Annotated in this window: 25 protein-coding genes, 1 other RNA gene and 1 pseudogene; 10 read left to right on the forward strand and 17 right to left on the reverse strand. The window is 66.2% G+C overall.

From position 1 onward, the window contains the following. From ACG2LG_RS13070 to hypD, 3 genes are all read left to right on the forward strand, one after another. On the forward strand, positions 1-304 hold a 304-nt coding region (locus ACG2LG_RS13070), incomplete at its 5' end, for a hypothetical protein (RefSeq protein WP_396259656.1). A 184-nt stretch (positions 305-488) separates the two neighbouring features. Further along, positions 489-1,325 (forward strand): glycyl-radical enzyme activating protein, encoded by an 837-nt coding sequence (locus ACG2LG_RS13075; RefSeq protein WP_396259658.1) that lies wholly within the window; start codon positions 489-491, stop codon positions 1,323-1,325. An 18-nt stretch (positions 1,326-1,343) separates the two neighbouring features. Further along, the gene (gene hypD / locus ACG2LG_RS13080; protein ID WP_396259659.1) at positions 1,344-3,707 is read left to right on the forward strand and encodes a trans-4-hydroxy-L-proline dehydratase; all 2,364 of its coding nucleotides are present in this window, start codon (positions 1,344-1,346) and stop codon (positions 3,705-3,707) included. A 42-nt stretch (positions 3,708-3,749) separates the two neighbouring features. Here the strand turns inward: hypD and ACG2LG_RS13085 are convergent, their stop codons facing one another. Both ACG2LG_RS13085 and pabB read right to left on the reverse strand, forming a co-directional pair. Next, positions 3,750-4,772, reverse strand: coding sequence for an ornithine cyclodeaminase family protein (locus ACG2LG_RS13085; protein ID WP_396259661.1), 1,023 nt, complete (start codon positions 4,770-4,772; stop codon positions 3,750-3,752). 172 nt (positions 4,773-4,944) lie between these two features. Next, entirely contained in the window at positions 4,945-6,192 is a 1,248-nt protein-coding gene (pabB, locus tag ACG2LG_RS13090; RefSeq protein ID WP_396259663.1) for an aminodeoxychorismate synthase component I, read from the reverse strand. Between the two features lie 99 nt (positions 6,193-6,291). Here pabB and ACG2LG_RS13095 point away from each other — a divergent pair, with 99 nt between their 5' ends. The 3 genes from ACG2LG_RS13095 to ffs all read left to right on the forward strand — a co-directional run bounded on the left by ACG2LG_RS13095 (position 6,292) and on the right by ffs (position 9,156). Continuing rightward, the gene (locus tag ACG2LG_RS13095; protein WP_396259664.1) at positions 6,292-7,428 is read left to right on the forward strand and encodes a tetratricopeptide repeat protein; all 1,137 of its coding nucleotides are present in this window, start codon (positions 6,292-6,294) and stop codon (positions 7,426-7,428) included. A 6-nt stretch (positions 7,429-7,434) separates the two neighbouring features. After that, positions 7,435-8,907: an SUMF1/EgtB/PvdO family nonheme iron enzyme gene (locus ACG2LG_RS13100; protein WP_396259665.1), complete on the forward strand. Its 1,473-nt coding sequence runs from the start codon at positions 7,435-7,437 to the stop codon at positions 8,905-8,907. Positions 8,908-9,061: 154 nt separating this feature from the next. Continuing rightward, positions 9,062-9,156, forward strand: an RNA gene (gene ffs, locus ACG2LG_RS13105) — signal recognition particle sRNA small type. A 126-nt stretch (positions 9,157-9,282) separates the two neighbouring features. Here the strand turns inward: ffs and ACG2LG_RS13110 are convergent. After that, a complete protein-coding gene (locus ACG2LG_RS13110) occupies positions 9,283-10,092 on the reverse strand; it encodes a DUF1287 domain-containing protein (RefSeq protein ID WP_396259666.1) in 810 nt (269 codons plus the stop codon). Positions 10,093-10,236: 144 nt separating this feature from the next. On the opposite strand from ACG2LG_RS13110, the gene ACG2LG_RS13115 reads away from it, so the two are divergent. Further along, positions 10,237-10,857, forward strand: coding sequence for a hypothetical protein (locus ACG2LG_RS13115; protein ID WP_396259668.1), 621 nt, complete (start codon positions 10,237-10,239; stop codon positions 10,855-10,857). Positions 10,858-10,866: 9 nt separating this feature from the next. Next, positions 10,867-11,766: a glycosyltransferase family 9 protein gene (locus tag ACG2LG_RS13120; RefSeq protein ID WP_396259670.1), complete on the forward strand. Its 900-nt coding sequence runs from the start codon at positions 10,867-10,869 to the stop codon at positions 11,764-11,766. Here the strand turns inward: ACG2LG_RS13120 and ACG2LG_RS13125 are convergent. The 13 genes and pseudogenes from ACG2LG_RS13125 to ACG2LG_RS13185 form a co-directional block, all read right to left on the reverse strand. Further along, a complete protein-coding gene (locus tag ACG2LG_RS13125) occupies positions 11,744-12,202 on the reverse strand; it encodes a hypothetical protein (RefSeq protein ID WP_396259671.1) in 459 nt (152 codons plus the stop codon). The genes ACG2LG_RS13120 and ACG2LG_RS13125 overlap by 23 nt on opposite strands. Continuing rightward, positions 12,199-12,477, reverse strand: a complete 279-nt coding sequence (locus ACG2LG_RS13130; RefSeq protein ID WP_396259673.1) for an ATP-dependent Clp protease adaptor ClpS — start codon at positions 12,475-12,477, stop codon at positions 12,199-12,201. Before ACG2LG_RS13130 ends, ACG2LG_RS13125 begins: the two co-directional genes overlap by 4 nt. Before the next feature lie 3 nt (positions 12,478-12,480). Further along, positions 12,481-13,767, reverse strand: coding sequence for an REP-associated tyrosine transposase (locus tag ACG2LG_RS13135; protein WP_396259735.1), 1,287 nt, complete (start codon positions 13,765-13,767; stop codon positions 12,481-12,483). Positions 13,768-14,121: 354 nt separating this feature from the next. Further along, positions 14,122-15,015, reverse strand: a pseudogene (gene ispG / locus ACG2LG_RS13140) ((E)-4-hydroxy-3-methylbut-2-enyl-diphosphate synthase); the annotation flags it as partial. A 127-nt stretch (positions 15,016-15,142) separates the two neighbouring features. Beyond that, positions 15,143-15,553, reverse strand: coding sequence for an ATP synthase F1 subunit epsilon (atpC, locus tag ACG2LG_RS13145; protein ID WP_396259674.1), 411 nt, complete (start codon positions 15,551-15,553; stop codon positions 15,143-15,145). Between the two features lie 43 nt (positions 15,554-15,596). Next, complete coding sequence (atpD, locus tag ACG2LG_RS13150) at positions 15,597-17,060, reverse strand: F0F1 ATP synthase subunit beta (protein WP_396259676.1); 1,464 nt, start codon at positions 17,058-17,060, stop codon at positions 15,597-15,599. A 119-nt stretch (positions 17,061-17,179) separates the two neighbouring features. Continuing rightward, positions 17,180-18,061 carry an ATP synthase F1 subunit gamma gene (gene atpG, locus ACG2LG_RS13155; protein ID WP_396259678.1) on the reverse strand — a complete coding sequence of 294 codons (882 nt, stop codon included), beginning with the start codon at positions 18,059-18,061 and terminating at the stop codon, positions 17,180-17,182. Between the two features lie 40 nt (positions 18,062-18,101). Continuing rightward, entirely contained in the window at positions 18,102-19,643 is a 1,542-nt protein-coding gene (gene atpA / locus ACG2LG_RS13160; protein ID WP_396259680.1) for a F0F1 ATP synthase subunit alpha, read from the reverse strand. 35 nt (positions 19,644-19,678) lie between these two features. Beyond that, the gene (locus ACG2LG_RS13165; protein ID WP_396259681.1) at positions 19,679-20,071 is read right to left on the reverse strand and encodes a FoF1 ATP synthase subunit delta; all 393 of its coding nucleotides are present in this window, start codon (positions 20,069-20,071) and stop codon (positions 19,679-19,681) included. A gap of 27 nt (positions 20,072-20,098) precedes the next feature. Further along, positions 20,099-20,629, reverse strand: coding sequence for an ATP synthase F0 subunit B (locus ACG2LG_RS13170; RefSeq protein ID WP_396259683.1), 531 nt, complete (start codon positions 20,627-20,629; stop codon positions 20,099-20,101). 80 nt (positions 20,630-20,709) lie between these two features. After that, a complete protein-coding gene (locus ACG2LG_RS13175; protein ID WP_396259685.1) occupies positions 20,710-20,910 on the reverse strand; it encodes an ATPase in 201 nt (66 codons plus the stop codon). A gap of 79 nt (positions 20,911-20,989) precedes the next feature. After that, a complete protein-coding gene (locus tag ACG2LG_RS13180) occupies positions 20,990-21,865 on the reverse strand; it encodes a F0F1 ATP synthase subunit A (protein WP_396259687.1) in 876 nt (291 codons plus the stop codon). 131 nt (positions 21,866-21,996) lie between these two features. Beyond that, complete coding sequence (locus ACG2LG_RS13185; protein WP_396259689.1) at positions 21,997-23,337, reverse strand: YiiX/YebB-like N1pC/P60 family cysteine hydrolase; 1,341 nt, start codon at positions 23,335-23,337, stop codon at positions 21,997-21,999. 164 nt (positions 23,338-23,501) lie between these two features. Here ACG2LG_RS13185 and ACG2LG_RS13190 point away from each other — a divergent pair, with 164 nt between their 5' ends. Continuing rightward, positions 23,502-23,777: an HU family DNA-binding protein gene (locus ACG2LG_RS13190; protein WP_396259691.1), complete on the forward strand. Its 276-nt coding sequence runs from the start codon at positions 23,502-23,504 to the stop codon at positions 23,775-23,777. A 118-nt stretch (positions 23,778-23,895) separates the two neighbouring features. Here ACG2LG_RS13190 and ACG2LG_RS13195 read toward each other — a convergent pair whose 3' ends face one another. Beyond that, positions 23,896-24,285, reverse strand: coding sequence for a TM2 domain-containing protein (locus ACG2LG_RS13195; protein WP_396259692.1), 390 nt, complete (start codon positions 24,283-24,285; stop codon positions 23,896-23,898). A gap of 43 nt (positions 24,286-24,328) precedes the next feature. Here ACG2LG_RS13195 and ACG2LG_RS13200 point away from each other — a divergent pair, with 43 nt between their 5' ends. Continuing rightward, on the forward strand, positions 24,329-25,003 hold the full coding sequence (locus ACG2LG_RS13200; RefSeq protein WP_396259694.1) for a hypothetical protein: 675 nt from the start codon (positions 24,329-24,331) through the stop codon (positions 25,001-25,003). Positions 25,004-25,018 lie beyond the last annotated feature (15 nt).

The following is a 25,018-nucleotide window of genomic DNA, read 5'->3' on the forward strand; positions in this document are numbered from 1 at the left end:
CCAAGAGGAAGAACGGCGCGCGGCCAATTCGCGAGTCGGCCGAAGCCCGCCTGTTTTCCCTGCGGGCCTTGCGCGTGAGGCCAGTCGGTTGAGCGTTTTGAAGGGGTCATTTGAAGGGGGTGCTGCATTGCAGCATCTGGCTTGCGCAGGGTGTTCTTCTGGTTTGGGACCGGGGGCGCAGCGCAAGAAGAAGGAACAGGCGGACACCTACAGCGTGCCCGTCGCCTCCGGCCTGATCGCCGGCAACGCCCTGATTTCGGTCCTGATCATCCTGCTGGCCGCGCTGGTGGTGGCGATGAAGTAGGCACCCCGTCGGAATTTCTGCCAGCGCCATGGCCCGCCGGCACGGCGGAAAGCCGGGGGATGCCTCCCGGCTGGCTTTGTCGCCCCACTTGAGGGGTCGGATTCCCGAGCCTCCGCTGTGATTTTCGCCAACTCGTCCGTGGCGAATTGACCGGATGCCAACCCCTCGGGCAAACTTTGCTGTGATGCCAAGTCTTTCTCCGTGCCCGCTGTCTGGCCGACCGGAGGTCCGGATGCGGACCGACCGGGACGGCGGGGGTGGACTCGTGGGGCGGACCTTCGACGTCAAGCGCTTCGCAATCCACGACGGTCCCGGAATCCGCTCGACGGTGTTCTTCACCGGCTGCCCGATGCGCTGCGCGTGGTGCCACAACCCGGAGGCCTTCGCGCTGGTCGAGCCCGGGCATGCGGAGTCGGAGCTTTGCCTGCGCGACTGGACCGTCGAGGAGCTGGTCCGCGAGCTCGAGCGGGACATCCCCTACTACGACCGTTCGGGGGGCGGGATCACCCTTTCCGGCGGGGAGCCGCTGGAACAGGCGGAGTTCTCGATCGAGCTGCTGAAGACCTGTCGGCGTCGTGAGCTGCACACCGCGCTGGACACGAGCGGCTGCGCGGAGTCGGGAGTGCTCGAAAAGGCGGCGGCGAACTGCGACCTGATCCTCTACGACCTCAAGGCGATCGACGACGAGGTGCACCGCCGGTGGACCGGCGTGAGCAACGTGACCATCCTCGAGAACCTGGAGATGCTGGACGGCCTCGACGTGGAGACCTGGATCCGCGTGCCGCTGATACCCGGGGTGAACGACGATCCGGATGCCATCGAGGCAATGATCGGGTTCCTGCGCGGGACGAGGTTCCGGCGGGTATCGGTGCTGCCCTATCATCGGATTGCGGCGGGAAAATACGCTCGGCTGGGACTGACGAACCGGATGGCCGGCGTGGAGCCGCCGAGCGGGGAGGAAGTGGAAGCGGTGCGGGCGCAATTTGCCGGGGCGGGCTTCGACCCTTGGGTCGGTCGTTAGTTTTCAAATCCACATCCCATGAACGAACGAATCCGGAAACTGCGGGAAGCCACACTGGCGGCGGTGCCGCGGATCAGCAACGAGCGGGCGAGGATCGTGACCGAGACGGCCGCCTCGCCGGAGTTCGCGCGCGCCTCGGTGCCGATGCAGCGGGCGATGGTCTTCGCCAGCATCTTCGACCGCAAGGAGCTGTATCTCGGCGAGGGCGAGCTGATCGTCGGCGAACGCGGGCCGGCACCTGCGGCGGTTCCGACCTATCCCGAGATCTGCATCCACACCGCGGAGGACCTCGAGATGCTCGATGGACGCGAGAAGATCCCCTACCGGGTCGGCGCGGAGGAGAAAAAGGAACACCTGGAGACCATCCGGCCGTTCTGGGAGGGCCGCTCGCAGCGGGAGCGCATGTTCCGCGAGCTGCCGCCGGAGTGGCACGACTGCTACGAGGCCGGGATCTTCACCGAATTTCAGGAGCAGCGGACGCCGGGCCACACGGTGCTCGGCGACACGATCTACCGCAAGGGGATGCTCGACCTGAAGCTCGAGATCCGCGACGCGATCGCCGCGCTCGATTTCGAGGCCGATCCGCTGGCTTACGAAAGGCGCGAGGAACTGCGCGCGATGGACACCTGCGCCGACGCCCTGATCCGTTACGCGCAGCGATACGCCGGCCGGCTCGATGCCGAGACCGGGAATTGCGCGGATGACGAACGCGCGGCGGAGCTGCGGGCGATGGCGGAGGTCTGCCGCAAGGTGCCGGCCAACGCACCGGAGAATTTCCACGAGGCGCTGCAGTACTACTGGTTCGTCCACGTCGGCGTGGTCACCGAGCTCAATCCCTGGGACTCGTTCAACCCGGGCCGGCTCGACCAGCACCTGTGGCCTTTCTATCAGAAGGGGCTCGAGGACGGCACGCTCGACGAGGAACGGGCCCGCGAACTGCTGCAGGCATTCTGGATCAAGTTCCACAACCACCCCGCCCCGCCGAAGGTCGGCGTGACAGCGGCGGAAAGCGGCACCTACACCGACTTCGCGCTGATCAACGTCGGCGGCGTGAAGCCCGACGGCAGCGACGCGGTGAACGAACTCAGCTTCCTCATCCTCGACGTGATCGAGGAGATGCGGCTGCTGCAGCCGAGCTCGATGGTGCAGGTGTCGAAGAAGAACCCCGACCGCCTGCTCCGCCGCACCGCGCGAATCGTGAAGACCGGCTTCGGGCAGCCTTCGATTTTCAACACCGACGCCGTCGTGCAGGAGCTGATCCGACAGGGCAAGTCGCTTGAAGACGCGCGCACGGGCGGCTGCTCGGGTTGCGTCGAGGCCGGCGCCTTCGGGCGCGAGGCCTACTTCCTCAGCGGCTACTTCAACCTGCCGAAGGTGCTCGAGATCACCCTGCACAACGGAACCGACCCCCGCAGCGGAAAGAGGATCGGCATCGAGACCGGCGATCCGCGCTCGTTCAAGAGCTTCGATGAGTTCTTCGACGCCTTCGAGAAGCAGTTGCAGCACTTCATCAGCATCAAGATCCGCGGCAACAACCTGATCGAGACGCTGTTCGCGAAGTACATGCCCGTGCCCTTTCTTTCGCTGCTGCTCGACGACTGCATCGCCAACGGCCGCGACTACCACCAGGGTGGCGCCCGCTACAACTCGACCTACATCCAGGGCGTCGGGCTGGGCACCGTGACCGACGGGCTGGCGTCGATCCGCCACAACCTCTTCGAGACCGGCCGCTGCACCTGGGACGAGATGCTCGCCGCGCTCGACGCCGACTTCGACGGCCACGCCGAACTGCACCACGATTTTCTCGAAAAGACGCCGAAGTACGGAAACGACGACGACCGCGCCGACAACCTCACCTCGCGGGTCTTCGAGTCCTTCTGGAAGCACATCGACGGTCGGCCGAACGTCCGCGGCGGGTACCACCGCGTGGACATGCTGCCGACCACCTGCCACGTCTATTTCGGCAAGGTGACCGGCGCGCTGCCGGACGGCAAGCGGAGCGGCGAGACCGTCAGCGAGGGCATCTCGCCGGTACAGGGTGCGGACCGCCGGGGACCGACCGCCGTGCTCAACTCGGCGGCGAAATTCGACCACATCAAGACCGGCGGCACGCTGCTCAACCTCAAGCTCACGCCCACCCTTCTCGACGACAAGCAGGGCATCGACCACTTCGTCCACTTGGTCCGCGGCTACTTCGCCAAGGATGCCCACCACATCCAGTTCAACGTCGTGACCCGCGAGACGCTGCTCGAAGCCCGCGAGCATCCGGAGAAGCACCGCGACCTGATCGTGCGCGTGGCCGGCTACTCGGACTACTTCGTGAACCTGACGCCCGAGCTTCAGGAAGAGATCATCAAGCGCACCGAGCAGCAGGGATTCTGATCGGAGCGGGATGTGACCGGGCCTGGAAGGCCCGGCCACGCCCTAAATTTCCGGCATGTATGCCTCGAACTCGAGTCCGTTCGACAGGCAGGGACCGACCGGGACGTCCGCGAGGGTGACTTCCCGACCGACATTCAGCCGTTCGGCTTCCTCGAGCACGTAACAGGCGCTGACCGCATCCTGGATGGCCATGCCGACCGACTTGAAGACGGTGATCTCATCCTGGCTGGTCCGCCCCGACTTGGCTCCTGTCACGAGTTCCCCGAGTTCGGCATCCGGAGTGATGCCCGGGATCAGCACTTCGCCGGCCTCGCGGCCTGCGGCCGCCATTCCATCCACGACCACGTAGGAGCGGCGCATGGTGTCCTCGTCCAGCTCGCGCCGGTCCGGCCGGTAGGCGCCGATCGCATTCACATGCGTGCCGGGCCGCAGGACGCTTCCGTGAAACGTGGGCACCGGGCTGGTGGTGGCGGTGATCACGATGTCGGCATCCGCCACCCCTTCATCCGACTGCCGGGTCCGGGTGATCACCGGAGGATCCGGCATTGCACCGAACTCGCTCTTGAGGATCTCGACGGCTTCATCCGAAGGATCAAACACCGTCACATACTTGATGTTTCTCACCGTCATGGCCGCCAGCAACTGCTGGCGCGCCTGCACCCCGGCCCCGATCAGGGCGACCGCACAGCTGTCGGGACACGCCAGCAGGTCGGCGGCCAGCCCGCCGCCGGCACCGGTCCGGATGGAGGTCAGCTGGCCGGCATCGATCACCGCCCGGGGAGTGCCGGTGACGTCATCGAAGACCAGCACGATTCCCTGGACCAAAGGCAGTCCCTTGTCCGGGTTTCCCGCACAGGTCGTCACCAGCTTCACCGTCATTCCACGCCCCGGCAGACAGCATGGCTTGAGCAGCATGTCACCATCGGCCATCTCGACTTTTTGCCGGACCGGCATTTCGGTGCGTCCTTCGGCCAGCGCCCGGAATCCCTCCCGGGTCAGCTCGATGGCGCGGTCCATGGGGAGCAGCTCGGCAACTTCGCTGCCGGCGATCATGCGAATCGACATGGGTTCGGGGAATGGGTTGATCGCCGGGGCGACTGACCGCGCTCCCGGCGCCCGTCGACTCTGGCACAAGCGACCCCGAAGACAAGACGGGTCAGTGTCTTACCCGGAAGGTTCTGCAGAAAGCTCGAACCGGTCCGAAGCCGTCGCCCTCCCCGGCGTCCCGGCCCGGGCCTCAAAAGCTCTCCAGCGCCAGCCGGATGCCGGCGGCCTTGTGCAGGGTCTCTTCGTACTCCTTTTCCGGATCCGAGTCGGCAACGATGCCGGCACCGGTATGGAAATGCAGCCGCCCGCCCTCGCGGACGATCGTGCGGATGGCAATGTTGAACTGACTCTCGCCGTGGTAGCCGAGGTAGCCGATCGCGCCGCAGTAAAGGCCCCGCGCCTCCTGCTCGAGTTCGTGGATGATCTCCATCGCCCGCCGCTTCGGAGCCCCGGTGATGCTGCCGCCGGGAAAGCACGCCGCCAGGGCATCGACCGCGCCGACATCCCCGCGCAGCCGCCCGCGAACCGTGGAAACAAGGTGATGCACCTGGGCAAGGGTCTCGAGCCGCAGCATCTCGTCCACCTGCACGCTGCCGAACTCGCAGACCTGCCCGAGGTCGTTGCGCATCAGGTCGGTGATCATCACCAGCTCGGCGATCTCCTTCGGCGAGGTCTGCAGCTCGACGGCCGAGCGGCGGTCGTCCGCCGGATCGGCGAAGCGGGGGCGGGTGCCCTTGATCGGGCGCGTTTCGATCCCGCGCCCCGAAATCCGCAGGAAGGTCTCGGGAGAGGAGGAAAGAACCTCCTTCCCGTCCAGCGACAGCCAGGCGGCCATCGGCGCCGGCGACGCCTCGCGCAGGCGCTCGTACAGGGAAAACAACGACGAACCTCGTACTTCCGCCTCGAAGCGCTGGGCGAGGTTGACCTGGTAGATGTCGCCGGCCGCGATCCATTCACGGATCCGGCGCACGCCTTCGACAAACCGCCGGCGCGTCCAGGTCTCCCGCAACGGGCCGACGACGACGGGCTCCGCCGGGGTATCGGCGAGGCGCCCGGAAAGGTCGCCGACCTCGTGCCAGCCACCGTCGGGGGTGTGCACCAGCATCTCCGGATAGTCGCCGAAGACAAACCGCCCTTCGTAGTCCACCCAACCGCACAGGCCGCCCTCGGGAAATCCACGGTCTGCCGAGGGAAGCGCGCCACCGCGCTCGGCAAGGCGCGCACTCAACCGGGCACGGTCCGAAGGATCGTGAATCGAGCCTTTGAAGACTTCGGTGGGATCCGCGGCAAGAATGGACAGCGGCGCGCCCCGGTCGGAGGGCACATTCCCGGCCGTGTCGAAAAAGACGAAGCCGGGCCGGTGACGCAGGCGCGACGCCACCTCGCTCGGCGTGAGGGCGTCGAGCCGGGGCCGGCGGCGGGCAACGTTCGGCGTCACGCGTCCACCTCTACCGGCGCCCACTCCGCTGCCAAGCGCCAAGTTTCCGGCGGGAATCCCGTCTTGCTCCCGGCGGCGGCGCGCGCCTACCGTTGCCGGGTGAATCCGAGTGGCGCCCGAACCGGCCCCAACCTGTGCTTCCGGCTTTCGTGCTGGGTGCTCGGTCTGGTTGCATTCGTCCAGCTTCTCGCCGCGGGCGTGGCGCTGGCGATCCGCCTCGAGGCGAGCCGCGAGGTGGTGGTCGAGGAACGCATCGTCACCCGCCTGGTGAATGTCGCGCCCGAGTCCCCCGCGGCGGCGAAACCCGACCCGGTCGTCGCACTGCCGCCGGTTCCCGAGCTGGTCGCCGCGGACCCGCTGCCGCCGGCACGAGAGCTGGATGCCCCCGCCATCGCCGATCCACGGGTCGAGCGTCTCGTGACCGAGGCCCGCGAGGCCCGCGTGGCCGAGGACATGGGCAAGGCGATCGTGAAGCTCGAAGAGGCCCGGGCCAAGGACCCCGACGAGCCGAACGTGCACTTCGAGCTCGGCATGGTCTATGAAACGATGGCCGCCTTCGATCCCTCGCTGGCCGACAAGGCCGCGGCCGCCTACCAGGAGGTCTTCCAGATGGGCACGACCCGGGCGGGAGCGCTCTATCCGCTCGCCGCCAGGAAACTGCGCGACGGCATCTCCATGCCCACCGACATGCGTGGCAAGCTGGCACTGGGGCGGACCCGCATCTTCAAGGACGACCGCTTTCCCGATGGCGAGCGGGTCGTGCTCACGATCCCGGTGCGCGCGGCTCCGGGCCATGAGCCGAAGCCCGAGGACTTCATGGTGGCCGTGCACTTCTTCGACGAGTCGCCCCAGGGTGAGGTGATGAATGCGCTCGGCGAAGCGGCGGTGGCGGCCCAGGCGACCATCGCCTGGCCCACCGCCCCGATCGACTGGCTCGGCGGTGAGGAAGCGATGCGGGTGACCTACACCATCCCCCGCGCGACCCCCGCCGACGAGCATCTGTTCGGCCGCCGCAAGTACTACGGGCAGGTGGTCGAGCTGACCTACAAGAACGAGTTGATCGACAGTCAGGCATGGCCGCGCCACCTGGCCTCGCGCAGCCGGGTCGAGCCGGCCGGGCGTCAGGATCCGGTGTTTCTCGATGAGGACCTGAATTTCGACGGCTCCCTGCTGCCGCCGCTCGACGACGAGATCCCGCTGGAACCGGTCCTGCCCCCTTTCCCCGCCGAACGCTGAAGCCCGATGGAATCCCGCACGCTCGGCGACTACCGCCTGCTTGAGAAACTCGAAGAACGCGACGGCGAAGTGTTCTGGCTCGCCGAGCAGGCGTCGGTCGGGCGGAAGGTCCGGCTGGTCGAGCTGACCGATCCGTCCCGGCGCGAGGACTTCCTCGGCCACATCCGGGCCAAGGCCTCGGTCGATCACCCCCTGATCGGGTCGGTTTACGAGGCGGTCGACGACGGCGAGTGCTTCGCCGCACTGGAATTCGTCAGCGGCAGCACCCTGGCGGACCGCCTGAGGGCCCGTGAGGCCATGCGTCCCGCCGACCTCGCCCACGTCTTCCGCCGTACCGCCGAGGCCATGCTGCAACTCGAGGCCAACGATTGCGCCACCCGCCCCCTCACTCCCGGCGACATCCACTTCGACGCCCACGGCGTGGTCCGCCTCGACAACACCGTCCGCTCCGGCAAGTTCAATCCGGCCGTCGTCGAGGCGGACATCGTTCGTCTCGGCAGGGAGCTGCCGCCGCTGGTGGCCGACGGTCTGCCGGGTGCCAGCCGCGTGCTCACGGTGCTCGCGTGGATGCGCGGCGAAGGGGTGGAAAAGCCGCTGACCTGGAGTTCGATCCGCTCCTACGGCGAGCAGATCGAGGAACAACTGCGCGAGACGCGCCCGCTGCCCACCGCACCGCGCACGCAACCGGCAAAGCGGAAGTCCAAAGTCCCGGCGGTGCTGGCCATGGTCACCGGCCTCATCGTCATCGCTGCCGCCATCACCATCCTGCTTCCGAAGAATGAAGCGGAGGTTCCCGTCACCGAGCCCACTCTTCCCGATCCGGTCTTCATCCCGGCCGGCGTGCATCCGACTCCGGACGGCGACGAGGAATCCCTGGGGGCCTTTGAAATCGGTGCCTGCGAGGTGACCATCGGGGAATACCTCCAGTTTCTCCAGGTGCTCGAGCGCCTCGAACCCGGCGAGCGGGACGTCTTCGACGTCGAAGGCCAGCCCGCGGAGAAAAAGGGACACGAGCCGGACGACTGGCAGGCCATGCTCGATGCCGCCCGTGACGGGGCGATGTGGCGGGGCCGGCAGATGGATCTGTTCTGCCCGGTGGTCAACGTCGACTGGTGGGATGCCTCGGCCTTTTGCAACTGGAAGGGTGCCCGACTTCCCACCCAGGAACAGTGGTTCGCCGCCCTCCGGGCCAAGGCGACGAACCCCGGAGCCCTCCAGCCATCCGCGTGGGGCCCGGTCACCGAGATCGGCAATCAGGACCGGACACCGAACGGACTCCGGGGCATGGCGGGATCGGTCGCCGAGTGGACGCGCCGCCCGGCGGTCAATCCGGCCAACCCGCTCGGTCCCCGGCACCACGTCATCATCGGCGGGTCCTACGATCGCCCGGCCAACGGTGCCCTCGCCCGCGAGTGGACCCCCAACCGCCTCCAACGCCGGCCCGACCTCGGCTTCCGCGTCGTCTTGCGGCCGGAGTGAGCCTGTGGAAAAGCGGGTGGCCGGGAGCTCAAGAGCCCCAAGGGGACGGATCAGCCCTTCGGGTGCCGACGCTCGGGCCAAACCGCCCCCCGTTACCCGGGCCCGGCCCAAAACCCCTTGCACCATCGTGCCGGCGCGTGTTCACTCCGCCCGCTGTCAGGGGCCGTGGAGGTTCGGCAGGTGAATCCCGCCAGGCCTTGATCGGAGCAACGGTAGCTTGTCCGGATTTGCCGCGGTTCCCTGGCAGCACTTCCTTTTTCCGGGAAAGGCCGGACGCGCCGTGCCAACCGGCGGATCGGTCGGGTGGATCACGAAACCATTGATCCCCGGGACTTTCGGAAATTCCACCCCACCGGGGCATCCCGCGAGTGGGGATCAGTAGGTCGGGGCGAGCACGCTCACATCGACGCCTTCCTCGCCGGTGTAGCGGTAGTGGCCGATGATCTTGAAGTTGAACAGGCAGTTCTCCCACACCGGTCCTTCGCCGATGTTGTGGACGACCCATGGCTCGGAACGATTTTCGCCGGGACCCGGAACCACGATGCCGATGTGGCTGCGGCCTCCCGCCAGGCGCCAGGTCACCACGTCGCCGGGCCGGTAATCCCCCGCCTCACGGCTGGGCGCGTCCCCTTCGACGCCGCTGGTGAGCAACTCGGCACCCGAACGCCGGAAAAAACGTTGGAGATTGGCGGTCAGGCGGTGATCGATGTTGGCATCGGCCGACTTGCGCCCGAAAATCTGCGGGTACTCGGAAAAATTCCGGCTCATGTCCTCATGGACCCGCTGCTGGAGATCGACGCCCAAAGCGCGGTACGACCGGACCACCAGATCCTCGGCACGACCCTTGCCCGAGGGGATGTCTCCGTTGGGGTAGGGAATCTTGTAGTACGCATCCTCATAGACCACCGACGACTGGGTCCGCTGCAGCGCGGCGGCGGCGAGGCGATCACCGATGGCAGCTGACGGCTGGAGCTCGCCGATGAGGGCGTTGGCCCGCTCTGAAGTTGGCGCAACTTGCTGAGCCTGAAGGAGCGGAAGGAACGGCTTACCGAAGAAGTAGACGGCTCCGGCCGCCACCAGAAGCACCACCCAGCCGAGCAGGAAATTGGGTCGTTTCGCCGGCTTTTGCGGCCGGGGACCGATGTATTCGATTGTGTCGAGGCGATTGGATCTGCGGCGGGCCATCTGCGCTGTCGGTGTCTTACCTTACCGATGAACAATCGCAATACGCGAATGCATTAATCAGAATTTCGGACAATTCATTGAGCTGAAGCCATTAAGCTGACTCCCGGAGTCGACCTCGGGCGCAGCAGATTGTATGCCGTCGCCATGATAGCGATATCGTCGGACCGGGTGCTGGAATGGGGCGGGCTCGACCTGACGATTTTCGGAGTCCATCGGGACTGGTTCGGAAATCCCGTGGATCCGCCGGTCGGATGGAGCCTCGCCATTGATCCCGTCCGCCTCTGGTTCGTCGCGACCCGGCGGCAGCCGGCTCGCGGGCACCCCGATGCCGCCCCGGGCGCCTTCGCCGCCGGACTCTGGCGGCACGACGTGGCGGAGTTGTTCCTCGCAGCGCCCGAGGGTGGCCGCTACCTGGAACTCAATCTCGCGCCGAACGGTGCCTGGTGGAGCTGCGAGTTCACCGCTCCCCGGCGGAGGGCCCACGAAGAGGACCGGGAATGGCCGGACGTCCGGACCCACGCCGAAACGCAGGCCGATGGCTCGTGGATCACCGCGATGTCGCTGCCACTGTCGTCGCTGCGCGATCGCCTCGATTTCGGGCCGGGCACGATGGCCAATGTCAGCTTCATCCTCGATTCACCCGCACTGCGCTTCCTCAGCGTCACCCGCCTGGGTGGCGACGAGCCGGATTTCCACCAACCGGAGAAATTCGCCCCCTTGCGGATTCACGATGGTGACTTGCCGGGGTCGGGCAACGCTCCCTAGCTTCCTCGCGTGGCCGAACCCCTGCTGGTCGTGGCCCCGTCGACCTGGCGGGATGCCTGCTTCTCGCTGCCCGCGACCCGTGCGCTGGCCGACGTGGCCGAGGTGACCGTTCTCTGCGGGGCCCGCCAGGAATCCTTCTGGAGCCTCGCCGGTTTTCCGGAAGTCATCGCCCACGAGGAAAATCCGGGCCGGCTGGCCTCGATCGTGCCCGACCTGCCGCGAGCACTCCTGTGGGAGGGCGGTGCCGCGGCCAAGGCCTGTGCCAAGGCGGGCATCCCGCACCGGACCGGACTCCCGGCACCCGACCTCGCAAAACACCTGACCCACCCCCTCGAGCGAACGGTGGTTCCCGGCCCGCCCGAGCATCAGGTCCGGCGGTTTCTCGACACCGCCGCGCTGCTCGGAGCCCGACCGAACGAACCCCGGTGGTTCGAACCGCTTGCGAAATCGCGCGATGCCGGCACCGCGCTCATCGCCCCCGACAGCGACTTCGGTGCCCACTTCGAGTGGCCGCTGGAACGCTGGCTCGAGCTGATCGGCTCCATCGTGCCGGATCCCTCACAAGTGCGGATCGCACGGGGCCCTCTTGGCGGGCGGATCGCGGCCGAAACGGGCATCGAGCTCGTCGATCTGGCGGACCCGACCGGGGCCGGCCGCTTCGATTGGTTGATCGGCGCCGACGCGTCGCTCCCCCATGTTGCCGCCGCCTTTGGTACGACCTGCATCGTACTCTATGGCCCCGGCGATCCACGGTCCATCCGGCCGCTCGGCACGCGCCACGCGGCCATCCGCCGCAAGGTCGAGTGCTCGCCCTGCCTCGCCGATCGATGCCTGCTGGACGGACGCTGCCAGGCGGAACTCGGGATCGACCGGGTGAAGCGGCGGATCAGAGCGCATCTCCGTCCATGAGGAAGTGCAGCAGCATTCCCTGGAGCATCTGGTAGAAGTGGCTCCGGATCCCGGCGGACTTCACTTCGTCGTCCTCCTCGATGCCCTCGTTCTCCGAGAGGTGGTAGCGCTCCTCCAGGGCCAGGCGCGCCTGGTTCAAGCCGCCGAACCACGCTTCCGCATCTTCCCGCCCGATGAAGAAGGTCTCGCCGGGCGTGACCTTTCCCAGCACCCCGACGATGGTCTCCAGCTGGGCATTGAAGGATCCACGCAGCTCGGGCAGCACATAGTCGTCCCAGTCTTCGGCGAGGTCCGGGTCGATGCCGGCCGCCAGACGCGAGGCCAGATCGTCGTCGCGCGCATGGGCATCGGCCACGATCGCCCGCAGCACCGCCAGATCCAGTGCATCCTCGATGTCGATGCGGATCCTGCCGTCCAATGTGGGCGCGGCCTTCATTCGCCGGGCTTCTCCATCTTCGCCTGGAGTTGGTGGGACTGGAGCTGCTGGGTGTAGAGTTCCGCCTCCTCCCGGCCGCCGTTCCAGACCACCGAGCGGCCCTGCTCGTGCACCTCGCGCATGCGCCTCTCCGCGACGCTTTTCGGAAGGGACAGAACCTTCATGAAGACCCAGGTCACGTAGTCCATCAGGTTCACCGGATCGTCGTAAACGACCACGTTCCACGGCTGGTCCAGCGCCGTGTCCTGCTCCAGCAGCGTGTCGCTCTCGGGCATCGTTCAGACTTCGGCAGGCTGCTCGGCGGGCGCGTCGATCCATTTCCCGTGCTCACGGATCAGGTCGACCAGCCGGTCGACCGCTTCCTCGGCCGGAATGTTGAACTTCACCGCCTGCTTGCCGACGTAGAGGTTGATCTTGCCCGGTGCCCCCCCGACGTAGCCGAAGTCGGCATCCGCCATCTCGCCGGGACCGTTGACGATGCAGCCCATGACCGCGATGCGCACTCCCTTGAGATGGCCGGTGGCCTCGCGGATCTTCTGGGTGGTCGTCTGCAGGTTGAAGAGCGTGCGCCCGCAGCTCGGGCAGGCGACGTAGTCGGTCTTGAAGATGCGTGCGCCCGAGGCCTGGAGGATGTTGTAAGAGAGTCGTAGTGACTGGCCCGGCGCCGGCTCGCCCTGGACGAGGATGGCGTCGCCGATGCCGTCGCAGATCAGCGAGCCGATCACCCGCGAGGCCACCAGCAGGGTTTCGACGAAGTCGCCGCTCTCCTTCGCCGGTTGCAGCGTGTCCTTGAGCAGGATCGGGTGCCGGGCATCGAGGCGGAAGGCGAGCATGCGGAAGGCGTGGATGGTTTCCATCTCCAGCCCGTCGGCCACGGTCACCAGCTTCGGGGTTTCCGAGCGGTTGATCCCGGCGATGGCCTCCTCGTCGCGAGGATCGACGGCCACCACGCCGGATTTCTCCAGCACGATCTCCGGCTTGTAGTCGCCCATCTTGGCGATCTTGTGCGCCACGGCATTCCATTTTTCCTGGCTCGTGAAGACGCGGATCTCGCGGTCACCACCCAGCTCGTGGCCCATGACTTCCACCACCTCGGACCTACGGCGTTCATAGGAGAAAGGGTCGTAGGTGGGGGTGAGTGAAGTGGCTGCCCCGGCCCGGGGCAGGCCGTGGTTGCGGCGGCCCGCCGCAAGTTCTTCATAAACCGTTCCCACCCATTTCCAGCCGTGAAGCCCCGCCTTGACCGGATTCGCCAGCACATACTTCACCTGCGCCCGGAGATCCGCCGTGTCGCGCACGAGATGATCGTAGCTCTCCTTCTGCCATAGCTCTGCTTCCCGGCCCAGGCGGCGATTGAGCTCGTGCGCCGTGAAGCTTTTCCAGGTGTGGAGGATCCTCTCAAGTTCGTGGCCTTCCTTCGGTCGCAGGACGGCATGCACATGATTCGGCATCACACACCAAGCGAGGAGGTCGTAGCGCTCACCGTCGAAATGACCGAGACACTCCGCCATGACCGCCGCCAACTCTTCATTCCCGAACAGGCACTCGCCATGTCCGCGATCCATTTCGGTTTCAACGAGGTTCTCGCGCAGGCTGCCGAGCTCGTTTCGCAGATCGATCAACTCCCCACGAACGCTTCGCGAACCGGAGGACTTGGACAGCTTCTCCAGACGGGCGAGCAGCAGGTTCCGCTTCGAACGGTAGTCTTCGACGACCTTTGCCGGAAGTGAATCACCCAGCCTGAAGGTGACGGCGTAGGTTCCTCCTTTCACCCTCCAATGCGGAAGAAAGGAGGCATCCGCCTTCTCGACCAGATCCCAATCGATGGAAATGGCGGCACCATCCCTCTCCAAGGACCGGCTGCGGGCCGCAGCCTCCACGGCCTGCCCCGGGCCGGGGCAGCCACTCGCAGAAGCACCCGGCTGGAACGGCGCGGCCAGCGCCCTCGCCACGGGAATCTCATGGACGGAATCCTCGGTGAGGCTCACCCGCACCGTGTCGCCGATGCCGTCGGCCAGCAGCGAACCGATGCCGATCGCGCTCTTGATGCGGCCGTCCTCACCGTCGCCGGCTTCGGTCACGCCGACGTGCATCGGGTAGTTCCAGTCGGGGCCCTCGGCGTCGAGTCGGGCGACGAGCAGGCGGTAGGCCTCGATCATCACCTTCGGGTTCGACGCCTTCATGGAGAAGACGAAGTTGTGGTAGTCCAGCTCGCGGGCGATGCGGGCGAACTCGAGCGCGCTCTCGACCATGCCCAGCGGCGTGTCGCCGTAGCGGTTCATGATGCGGTCGGAGAGCGAGCCGTGGTTGGTGCCGATGCGCATGGCGCGGCCGAGCTCCTTGCACCGCTCGACCAGCGGCGCGAACTGCCCGCGGATCCGCTCCAGTTCCTCCTCGTACTGGGCGTCGCTGTACTCGCGGATCTCGAACTTCTTCTTGTCGGCGTAGTTGCCGGGATTCACGCGGATCTTCTCGACCCACTTGGCCGCCTCCATCGCGGCGTCGGGCTTGAAATGGATGTCCGCCACCAGCGGCACATCGCAGCCGGCGGCCCGGACCTCGCGAGCGATGTTCTCGAGGTTCTCCGCATACTTGCGGGTCTGGGCCGTGACCCGCACGACCTCGCAGCCCGCCTCGGCCAACTCGAGGATCTCCTTCACGCAGGCCGGCGTGTCGCGCGTGTCGGCGGTGATCATCGACTGGACCCGGATCGGGTGGTCGCCGCCGAAGCCCACGTGGCCGACCATCACCTCGCGGGTGCGCCGGCGGTGGTAGGCCAACAGGTCGGGGCAGTAGCGGAGCGTCTCGGACATCTGCGGATGAAATACACCACGGATCGGTGGCGGACAAGCGGAGGCCTCCGACGGACCGCGAGCTTCAGCTCGCCTCCTGTCAACGCACCGGGAGTGGTCGATGCGAGCCGAAGCTCGCGGTCCGACATCAGTGCATGCGGCGCTTGAGATTCAGCTGCGCCATCGACTTGGCGATGGTGGCCCGGAGGTGGCTCAGGTCCTCCGCGTCGTCGCTGTGGCTGATCTTGGCCAGCTTTTCCTGCGCGCGCTTCATCGCTTCCTCGGCCTGGGCCTCGTCGATCTCGTCCTCGCCGAGCGCCATGTCGGTAAGCAGGTTGACCCGCTGCTGGGTGATCTCCGCGAAGCCGCTGCCGACCGCGAGAGTGTGAATCTGCCCGCCCTGCTCGTAGCGCAATTCGCCGGGCTCGAGTGCCGTGATCAGCGCGGCGTGGCCCTCGAGCACCCCCATCTCCCCGTTCGAACCCGGCATGTAGACATTGCCGACCGGACCGGAAAACACGGTTCTCTCCGGGGTGACGATTTCGAGGTGCAGGGACATGGGTAAGAGCTGAAACGCTGGAATCCTGAAACGCTGAAATGAATCACTCCCGCTCGACGGTGTCGATGCCGGCCTTCATGTAGAAGTTGCCTTCCGGGACGTCGTCCCACTTCCCGTCGAGGATCTCGGCGAAGCCCTTGACGGTGTCCTCCATCGAGACCAGTGCCCCGGGCACGTTGGTGAAGACCTCGGCGACGTGGAAGGGCTGGGTCAGGAAACGCTGGATCTTTCGGGCGCGGAACACGCTCAGCTTGTCATCGTCCGAAAGCTCGTCCATGCCGAGGATGGCGATGATGTCCTGGAGGTCCTTGTAGCGCTGGAGCGTTTCCTGGACGCCGCGGGCCACGCGGTAGTGCTCCTCGCCGACGACTTCCGGGGCCAGCGCCTTGGAGGTCGAGGCCAGCGGGTCCACCGCCGGGAAGAGCGCCTGCTCGGCGAGCGAACGCTCCAGCACCACCGTCGCGTCGAGGTGGGCGAAGGTGTTCGCCGGGGCGGGGTCGGTGAGGTCGTCCGCCGGGACGTAAACGGCCTGCAGCGAGGTGATCGATCCCTTGTTGGTCGAGGTGATCCGCTCCTGCAGGGCGGCCATTTCCTCGGAAAGCGTCGGCTGGTAGCCCACCGCCGACGGCGTCCGGCCGAGCAGCGCGGACACCTCCGAGCCGGCCTGGGAGAAACGGAAGATGTTGTCGACGAACAGCAGCACGTCCTGGCCGGCCTCGTCGCGGAAGTGCTCGGCCATGGTCAGGGCCGAAAGGGCGACGCGCAGGCGGGCGCCCGGAGGCTCGTTCATCTGGCCGTAGCAGAGCGCCACCTTCGAGCCTGGGGCGAGCACCGGGTTGCCGCGGTCGTCGAGCTTCGGATGGCCGTTCTCGTCCTTCTCGGTGGCGATAACGCCTGATTCGATCATCTCCCAGTAGAGGTCGTTGCCCTCACGGGTCCGCTCACCGACGCCGGCGAAGACGGAGTAGCCGCCGTGCGCCTTCGCGATGTTGTTGATGAGCTCCATGATGACGACCGTCTTGCCGACGCCCGCACCGCCGAACATGCCGCCCTTGCCGCCCTTGAGCAGCGGGCAGATGAGGTCGATGACCTTGATGCCCGTGGGAAGGATCTCGGCGGCCGCCGACTGCTCGGTGAGCGAGGGAGCCGGGCGGTGGATCGGCGAGCGATGGTCGGGATCCGGCAGCGGCACGTTCTCGTCGACGAGGTCGCCGGTGACGTTGAAGATGCGGCCGAGCACCTGCTCGCCCACCGGCACCGCGATCGCCTTGCCGGTATCGGTCAGGGCCATGCCACGCTTGAGACCATCGGAAGTCGACATCGACACCGCGCGCACCCAGCCGTCGCCGAGGTGCTGCTGGACCTCGAGCACGAGGGTCGTGGGCTCCCCGTTGAGTTCGTATTCGACCTCGAGGGCGTTGTAGATCTCCGGAAGCTTGGTGGCTTTCGAGAAGTCGGCGTCGACGACGGCGCCGATGACCTGGACGATGGTTCCTTGGTTGGACATGGTGGAAGTGATCAGTGAGCGGTGATCAGTGATCAGTGGATGGTTTAGCGGACGTGGTGAAAAATTGAAAACGGTCGGGCTCGAGCACTGATCACGGATCACTGCTCACTCGGCACCTCTTACTCCATCGCCTTCATGGCGGTGGTGATTTCGAGGAGCTCGGAGGTGATGGCGGCCTGGCGGACCTTGTTGTACTCGAGGGTCAGCTCCTTGATGAACTTGTTGGCGTTGTCGGTGGCGGCCTTCATCGCGACCATCCGGGCGGAGTGCTCGGAGGCGCGGCTCTCGAGCAGCATCTGGTAGACCTGGAAGTTGATGTAGAGCGGCAGCAGGGCGTCGAGCACGCCCATCGGGCTGGGCTCGAAGAGGTAGTCGGCACCGGCACCCGCGCCCTCGACGATCTCGTCGTCGCCGCCCTCGACCTCGTTGACCTTGCCGATCGATTCGTGGGAGATCGGCAGCAGGGGCACGATGACCGGCTCCTGGGTGAGGGTGCTGATGAAGCGGGTGAAGGCGATGCTGATGCGGCTGTATTCGCCTTCGAGGAAGAGGTTGGTGAGCTGCTTGGCGATCGGGCGGGCCTGCGAGAAGGGAACCGGATCCCTGACCTCATGGTCGGCCACCAGGTGGTACTTCGCCTTGCCCAGCTGCACCCGCAGCTTGCGGCCGACGGTGACGATGTCGGCCTCGGGCTTCTCGGAGAGGATCTTGCGGCCGAGGTTGGTGTTGAGCGCGCCGCAGAGGCCCTTGTCTGTGGAGATGACGAGGATCAGCTCCTTGCCGCCCTCGCGGGTCCGGAGCAGGGGATGGACGTCGTCCTCGAAATTCGACTCGAGGTTGGAAAGGACCTTGTTGAGCAGTTCGGCATAGTCCCGGCCGGCGAGCGCCTGGTCCTGCGCCTTCTTCATCTTGGCCGCCGCGACAAGCTGCATCGCCCGGGTGATCTGGGCGGTGTTCTTGACCGACTTGATGCGTCGGCGGATGTCGCGGAGGTTGGCCATGGCTTAGCGTGGAGCTTGGAGCGTTGAGCGCGGAGTGGGTTTACTTCCAGCTGCCCTTGAAGTCCTCGAGGGCCTGCTTCACGACATCGACCATCTCGGTGTTCTTCTTCAGGTCGGGCTTCTCGTTGCGGATCTTGTCAAGGAGTTCGGTCTTGCGGGTCTCGAAGAACTCACCCATCGCGTCCTGGCATTCCTGCACGCGATCGACCTCGACGTCATCGAAGTAGCCGTTCTGCATCGCGAAGAGGTAGATCGACTCGAGCTCCATGGAGATCGGCGAGTACTGGTTCTGCTTGAAGAGCTCGACGATGCGCTGGCCGCGCTCGAGCTTCTTCTTGGTCCCGGCATCGAGGTCCGAGCCGAACTGCGCGAAGGCCTGGAGCTCGCGGAACTGGGCGAGGTCGAGCTTGGTCGTGCCGGCGACCGACTTGATCGTCTTGGTCTGGGCGGCGGAACCGACCCGGGAGACCGAAAGGCCGACCGAGATCGCCGGGCGGATGCCCTGGTAGAACAGGTCGGTCTCGAGGTAGATCTGGCCGTCGGTGATCGAGATCACGTTGGTCGGAATGTAGGCGGACACGTCGCCGGCCTGGGTTTCGATGATCGGAAGGGCGGTGAGCGAACCCCCGCCGGCGGCCTCGGTGAGACGCGCGGAACGCTCGAGCAGGCGGCTGTGGAGGTAGAAGACGTCCCCCGGGTAGGCCTCGCGACCCGACGGGCGCTTGAGGATCAGCGACACCTGGCGGTAGGCGACGGCATGCTTGGAAAGGTCGTCGAAGACGATCAGGCAGTCCTCGCCCTGGTCCATGAGATACTCGGCGATGGCGCAGCCGGCGTAGGGCGCCAGGTACTGCATCGCGGCGGCATCGGAGGCGGTCGCCGAAACGATGGTCGTGTATTCCATCGCCCCCTCGTCCTCGAGGATCTTCTGGATGCGGGCCACGTTGGAGAGCTTCTGGCCGATGGCGACATAGATGCAGTAGAGCGGCTTGTGGTTCTGCAGCTTGCCCTGCTCGGCCGCCTTGTTCTGCTTGGCCTGGGAAATGATGGTGTCGACGGCGATGGTCGTCTTGCCCGTCGAGCGGTCGCCGATGATCAGCTCCCGCTGGCCGCGGCCGATCGGGATCATCGCGTCGATCGCGGCGATGCCGGTCTGCACCGGGACCGAAACCGACTTCCGTTTGATGATGCCCGGGGCGATCTTCTCCATCGGATACCGGTCGGCCGCCTCGATCTCGCCCTTGCCGTCGATCGGCTCGCCGATGGCGTTGACCACGCGGCCGAGCACCTTGCGGCCGACGGGAACGGAGAGCTGGTTGCCGGTCGCCTGGCACTCGACGCCTTCGGTGACGTGGTTGTAGTCGCCCAGGAGCACGACCCCGACCTCGCTTTCCTCGAGGTTCATGGCCAGGCCGGTGACACCGCCGGGGAAGGAGATCATCTCGTTGAGGGAGACGTCGGAGAGGCCTTCGACCTTGGCGACGCCGTCACCCACCTCGCGGACGGTGCCGACGTTGGTCTTTTCGACCGAGGTGGTGACCTTGGAGATCTCCTGTTCGATTTCCTGGAGGATGCTGCTCATGGGATGGGGACCGTTGTCGTTTGTCGGTTGATCGTTCAGAATGCCTCGGCGAGGCGGTCGAGGCGGCCCTTCACGGTGCCGTCCCAGACGTCGCTGCCCACGCGGACCTTGAGTCCGCCGAGAAGCTCGGGATTGGTCTTGTATTCGTAGGTGAGATCGGCGCCGTACTGAGCGGCGAGGCCGGTGGCCACGCGCTGGCGGGTGGCCTCGTCGAGGACCTCGGCGCTTTCCACCACCACGTGGCGGCGGGCAAGCTCGAGGCGCACGAGGCGCTTGAGGGCGTGGAGCACGCCGCGGTAGCCGCGCGGCTTGGAGGCGGCCACCTGGCGCACCGCCTGGCCGAGCTTGGTCTCGTCGAGCCGGCCCTCCGACTGGCACATCCGGAAGATGCGTCGGGCGGTGGAATTGGCGGCCTTGGAGATTTTCATGGCGGGGTGCGGAGAAAAGGAGGCGGGTCAGCTCTCGACCTTGGCGAGCGCTTCCTGGTTGATGCGGGCCTTGTCCTCGTCGTTGAGGACCTTGCCGGTGACCTGCGCGGTGGTCGCCGCGACGAGGTGGCCGAACTCCTTCTTGAGTTCGGCGGCGATCTGCTGGCGCTCGGCCCTGGCCGCGGCCTCGGCCTTGGTGAGGATCTGCTGGGCCTGGTCGATGGCCTCCTGCGCTTTCGCCTCGGAGAGCGAGGCGGCGCTCTCGCGGGCTTCCTCAATCAGGCGCTTGGCCTCGTCGTTGGCCTTGGCGATGGCCGCCGCGGTCTGCTCCTCCGAATCGGCGAGCTGCTGCTCGATGCGCTTGAGCTTCTCCTCACCCTCGACGATGCGCGCGCGGCGCTGCTCGAGCATCTGCTGGATCGGCCCGAAGGCGAACTTCTTGAGGACCAGAATGACCAGGATGAAGTTGATGACCTGGGCAAAGAAAAGGGGCCAGCTGAAGCCAAAGGGTCCAAGGATGCCGTCACCGGACGCGGCGGCTGCGAGAAGGGTCATCATGGTTCGGAAAGGCTGGGCTTGGAGAGGGAATGGGTTCCACCCCGCTCACCACGACGGCGAACGGGATGGAACGAATCGGATCAGTCGAAACCGACGGCGAAGGCCGAAAGGATGAAAATTCCTTCCATGAGGGCCGCCAGGATGATGGAGATCACGAGGATCGGGGTGGCGGCACCGGGATTGCGCCCGGTGGCTTCCGCAGCCTTGGAGCCGAGGAGACCGATGCCGATGGCGGCACCGATGGCGGCGAGGGCAACGGCGAATGCTTTGGTGAATTCCATGGTCGTTGTTGGTTGGTGTTGTTGTGTTTTCCCGCGACGCCCACAGATCTTTGCCATGGTCCCGCCGCCGAAATCTGGATCAATGATGTTCCTCGTCGCCGTGGTCGCAAATGAGCTTGAGGAAGATCGCGCAGAGCAGCGTGAAGACGAGGGCCTGGACGAAGCCCACGAGCAGCTCGACGAAGTAGAAGGGCAGGGCCGGCAGGAAATGCAGGTACTTGTTCGGCATCAGAAGCATCAGCTTCTCAAGCGTCTGCTCGCCGCCGTAGATGTTGCCGAACAGACGGAAGCTGAGCGCCACCGGGCGGATCAGGATCGAGATCACCTCGAGCACGCCGACGAAGAGGAAGACCGGCACCATCAGCACCAGCATGATGCCGCCGAAGTCGCCCTTCGGCGCGAAGATGTGGGCCATGAACCCCTTGAAACCGTTCTCGCTGATCGCCCAGTAAAACCACAGCAGCGCGAAGGTCAGGGCCATCGCGGCGGTCATGTTGAGGTCCGCATTGCCCCCCCGCAGCAGCGGCGTGAAGCCGATGACCTCGCCGGTCTCCTTGTCCAGCATCTCCCAGCCGGCGGTGCCGACGCCCGGGATGAGGGCGAGGTAGTTGACCGTGATGATGAAAAAGAAGGTCGAGCCGAGGAACCAGAAGGTGCGCTTGGTGAGGTGCGCACCCAGCAGGCCCTCGAGGAACCCGTAGAGCGACTCGAACAACCACTCGGCGACGTTCTGGAGGCCGCTCGGAATGAGCTTCATCTGCTTGGTTGCCGCGCGGCAGAAAAGCACGATCACCCCGACCCCGATCCAGACGGCGATCATCGAGTTGTTGATCGGCAGATAATCGCTCAGCCGGGGCGCGTCGAGCGGCAGCGCGTGACCACCCGCCGCCAAAGCCGGCGCAAGGCTGGAGAGCCATGCGAGCAGCACGGAAAGGGTCAGGCGACGGGAAAACATGGCAAAATCATCCGCGCTCAGGTACGGCGCGCGGGGCGTTTATCAGACCGCTTCGCAGAGGAGCAAGGGCGATTTGTGAAAAATTTCACAAGCGGGACAAAGCACTGATTTTCCAACAATTAGGAAAGCCATCATAAGCCGGCGCGCGCGCCGTGCAGGGCGGTCTCGGCGGCGGCACCGGTGAGCAGCCCGCCACCGCCCAGGTTGGCCGTCGCGACGATGCGGAATCCCTGCTCCAGGGCCTGGTCGATGAGCGCCTCGGCCGGCAGGCACAGGCGGCCGCCGGATTCGATGAGCCGGAACTCGAGCCCGCCCTCGCCGTGGTAGGCGCGATAGACCACCTCGGTGCAGACGAGCCGGTCGCTCTTGCGGAAGTCGAAGACGAAGTCGTAGAGCTTGCCGGCGTGGCGGGCGGCCCGCTCCAGGGCGCCGGCGATGGCGGCGGGTTCCAGCGGCGGGCGCAGGATGACGAAGCGGTCGACCGCCAGGGTCTCGCCGGCCGGGCGGAAGCGCACCCCATCCTTCTTCGCCTCGAGGAAGCATGCGGGGTCGCCGGCCTCGGCGGGCAGCTCGATGCCCATCTCGCGGCGCTGGGCCTCGCTGCCGACGTGAAAGGCCGCGTGAGGCCAGAATCCCGGCAGGAAGAGGTTGCTGAGGGCGTCGTCGTGGCGGGTGATGAAGACATCCCCCGGGCGCGCCAGCTTCAGGGCCGCCTCGCGCAGTTCCGCGGTGACCTTTTTCGGACCCGGTCGATGACCCGGCTGGCGAAGGTCGGCGATGCGGCAGCCGGCGTCCTCGAAAACCCCGAAAACCGCCCTTTTCCAGGCCGAATGATGACGGCGGCGGAAGGAAAACCACCGATACCGGACCCGATCCGAAAAAATTTTCGACCCGCTGAGGGGCGGAATGGCGGCAATCCAGCCGTCGAGCCGGTCGACGAGCTCGCCGTAACGCCCGGTGCCCGCGCCGGCGTGGATCTCGTCGTGATGGGCCCGGTAGAGGGCCAGCGCGTCATGAAACTGGAGCAGCCGCCGCGGGCGGGTGGCGGCGCGGTAGATGAGGGTGAAGGTCTTGCGCGGAATGCCCCGGCACGGATCGGCCTCGTCGAGCTTCTTGCGCAGCAGCCGGGAGGTCAGGGCCGTCTCGATGGTTTCCCGCGCCCCGCGCAGCAGCACGGTGGCCGCCGCGAGCGCCACGACAAAGGACGGGAGGCGCTCCAACCATTGATTTTCCTTGGATCCACAGGATTCCTCCATGCTCGCGAGGGCTTCCAGCAGGGCCGCCCGGCCGGCCAGGAACGACCGGTAGCGGACCCGGATGCGCTCGTCCTCCCCCGGCGTGAAATAACCCCGCGCCCCGGCCGCCGCGAGGACCTCCGGAGACGCCGGCGCGCCCTCGAACGAATCCGCCGCCGCCAGCACCGCCGCCGCCGCGCGGGCCACCTTCGGGTCGTCTGGATGCGGGGTCGTCATGGTCGCGGATCGAAGGTCGTGAAGTACGATTGATCTAGTAATTGACCGGGCCCCGGAAAGCCCCTTAGCGCCCGGAAAGCCTTTCAGTAAAGGAAAAATCAGGCGTGCAGCGCGTTTATTTTAGCTTGTCAAACAAGCTTGATGCACGCATTAAGGTTCCTGCCATGAACAAAGCTGAACTTGTCGAAGCCGTCCAGAAAGCCCTCGGAGAAGATGCCACCAAGCGTTCCGCCGAGGACGCCCTGTCCGCCGTACTTGACTCCATTTCGGGTGCCCTGAAGGCCGGCCAGAAGGTGCAGATCATCGGATTCGGCACCTTCGACGTGAAGAACCGCGCCGCCCGCATGGGCCGCAACCCGAAGACCGGCGAAGCAATGCAGATCGCCGCCTCGAAGTCCGTGGGCTTCAAGGCCTCCTCGACGCTGAAAGGCGCGCTGTAAGCCGACCGTCCCGGCCGGGCCTTCCGCCCGCCGGGGTCCGCCAACCCCCATTGAACCTCAAACAGAAAACCCCGGCCAGATGGCCGGGGTTTTCTGTTTGGAAACAGGCTTCAGTCGATCAGAACCACGGCTTCTGGCCGGTGATGTAGGTCTTCTCGAACTCGTCGTCGGACTTGGTCAGGTAGAGGATGCCCTCGATCAGGCCGATGACGCCGACAATCGCCGTCGGAATGGCGCAAAGGAAGTAGCCGACGAGGCCGACCACCAGCATGATGATTCCTTCCTTCTGGTAGCCGAGGTAGAACTTGTGGATGCCGATCCAGCCGAGCAGGATGCCCAGCACGCCGGCGATGACCTTCTTGTCGGAACCACCACCGCCAGCCGGGGCGGGTTGGGGAGCCGGGGGTGTCTCGGCGGCCGGAGGCGTCTCGGGTGCAGGGGCCGGTTCAGGAGCCGGAGGCGGTGAATCTTCGGATTCCGGCTTTGGATTCTCAGGTTCGTTGGACATGTCGACCCCTTTCTACTAAATCCTGCGCGCACCGCAAGAAAGCATGAAGCCCCGCGTCATTCTCGCCCAAACCATCCAAGCCGATGGCTCGGAGCTCGTCCTCCACGAGCACGACGCGCGCCCCTACCTCACGGTCGACGGCATCCAGACCGCCGGTCCGGCCACCCGGGCCAGCGAGGAAGGCCTCGCACGGCTGGCGAGTTCGCCCTTCCGGCCGGTGCGGCAGCCGCGGGTTTGGATCGCCGGACTCGGGCTCGGCACGACGGTCCGCGCCATCGCCGAGGCCCTGCCGCAGAAGCGCGGCCACTTCCACGTCGCCGAACCCTGCCCCGAACTGCCCGGCTGGCTGGCGGAACATCTGGAGATCGATCCCCTCGAAGATCGGCGCGTGACCCTCGGTCGCGACGTCGGACCCGCGGGCCTGGAGTCCGCCGCGGATCCCTGGCACCTGCTGCTGGTGCATGCCGAGACCGCGCCACTGCTCGATCGCAAGCGGGCGCTCCACGAAGACCACCGCTGGCTCACCGCCGCCTACGACTCATTGCGCGACGGCGGCCTGCTGGCCATCGCCGCCGCCAAGCCGATCCCGAAGCTGGAGAAAACCCTCGCCCGCGTCGGCTTCGAGGTCATCCGGCACGAGATCGACATCGCCCCGAAGGCGAAAAAACCTCGTCTCCACCCCCTCTGGCTTGCGCGAAAGGGTCGACCGGCCGATTGATTCACCCCAGCACCC

The organism is Haloferula sp. A504, from assembly GCF_044385805.1.
GTDB lineage: Bacteria > Verrucomicrobiota > Verrucomicrobiia > Verrucomicrobiales > Akkermansiaceae > Haloferula.

Coding starts and splice junctions, on each gene's coding strand:
- ACG2LG_RS13075 (WP_396259658.1), top strand. CDS start 489: ATGCCAAGTCTTTCTCCGTGCCCGCTGTCTGGCCGACCGGAGGTCCGG.
- hypD (WP_396259659.1), top strand. CDS start 1,344: ATGAACGAACGAATCCGGAAACTGCGGGAAGCCACACTGGCGGCGGTG.
- ACG2LG_RS13085 (WP_396259661.1), bottom strand. CDS start 4,772: ATGTCGATTCGCATGATCGCCGGCAGCGAAGTTGCCGAGCTGCTCCCC.
- ACG2LG_RS13100 (WP_396259665.1), top strand. CDS start 7,435: ATGGAATCCCGCACGCTCGGCGACTACCGCCTGCTTGAGAAACTCGAA.
- ACG2LG_RS13110 (WP_396259666.1), bottom strand. CDS start 10,092: ATGGCCCGCCGCAGATCCAATCGCCTCGACACAATCGAATACATCGGT.
- ACG2LG_RS13115 (WP_396259668.1), top strand. CDS start 10,237: ATGATAGCGATATCGTCGGACCGGGTGCTGGAATGGGGCGGGCTCGAC.
- ACG2LG_RS13125 (WP_396259671.1), bottom strand. CDS start 12,202: ATGAAGGCCGCGCCCACATTGGACGGCAGGATCCGCATCGACATCGAG.
- ACG2LG_RS13130 (WP_396259673.1), bottom strand. CDS start 12,477: ATGCCCGAGAGCGACACGCTGCTGGAGCAGGACACGGCGCTGGACCAG.
- ACG2LG_RS13135 (WP_396259735.1), bottom strand. CDS start 13,767: ATGGATCGCGGACATGGCGAGTGCCTGTTCGGGAATGAAGAGTTGGCG.
- atpC (WP_396259674.1), bottom strand. CDS start 15,553: ATGTCCCTGCACCTCGAAATCGTCACCCCGGAGAGAACCGTGTTTTCC.
- atpD (WP_396259676.1), bottom strand. CDS start 17,060: ATGTCCAACCAAGGAACCATCGTCCAGGTCATCGGCGCCGTCGTCGAC.
- atpG (WP_396259678.1), bottom strand. CDS start 18,061: ATGGCCAACCTCCGCGACATCCGCCGACGCATCAAGTCGGTCAAGAAC.
- atpA (WP_396259680.1), bottom strand. CDS start 19,643: ATGAGCAGCATCCTCCAGGAAATCGAACAGGAGATCTCCAAGGTCACC.
- ACG2LG_RS13165 (WP_396259681.1), bottom strand. CDS start 20,071: ATGAAAATCTCCAAGGCCGCCAATTCCACCGCCCGACGCATCTTCCGG.
- ACG2LG_RS13170 (WP_396259683.1), bottom strand. CDS start 20,629: ATGATGACCCTTCTCGCAGCCGCCGCGTCCGGTGACGGCATCCTTGGA.
- ACG2LG_RS13175 (WP_396259685.1), bottom strand. CDS start 20,910: ATGGAATTCACCAAAGCATTCGCCGTTGCCCTCGCCGCCATCGGTGCC.
- ACG2LG_RS13180 (WP_396259687.1), bottom strand. CDS start 21,865: ATGTTTTCCCGTCGCCTGACCCTTTCCGTGCTGCTCGCATGGCTCTCC.
- ACG2LG_RS13185 (WP_396259689.1), bottom strand. CDS start 23,337: ATGACGACCCCGCATCCAGACGACCCGAAGGTGGCCCGCGCGGCGGCG.
- ACG2LG_RS13190 (WP_396259691.1), top strand. CDS start 23,502: ATGAACAAAGCTGAACTTGTCGAAGCCGTCCAGAAAGCCCTCGGAGAA.
- ACG2LG_RS13195 (WP_396259692.1), bottom strand. CDS start 24,285: ATGTCCAACGAACCTGAGAATCCAAAGCCGGAATCCGAAGATTCACCG.
- ACG2LG_RS13200 (WP_396259694.1), top strand. CDS start 24,329: ATGAAGCCCCGCGTCATTCTCGCCCAAACCATCCAAGCCGATGGCTCG.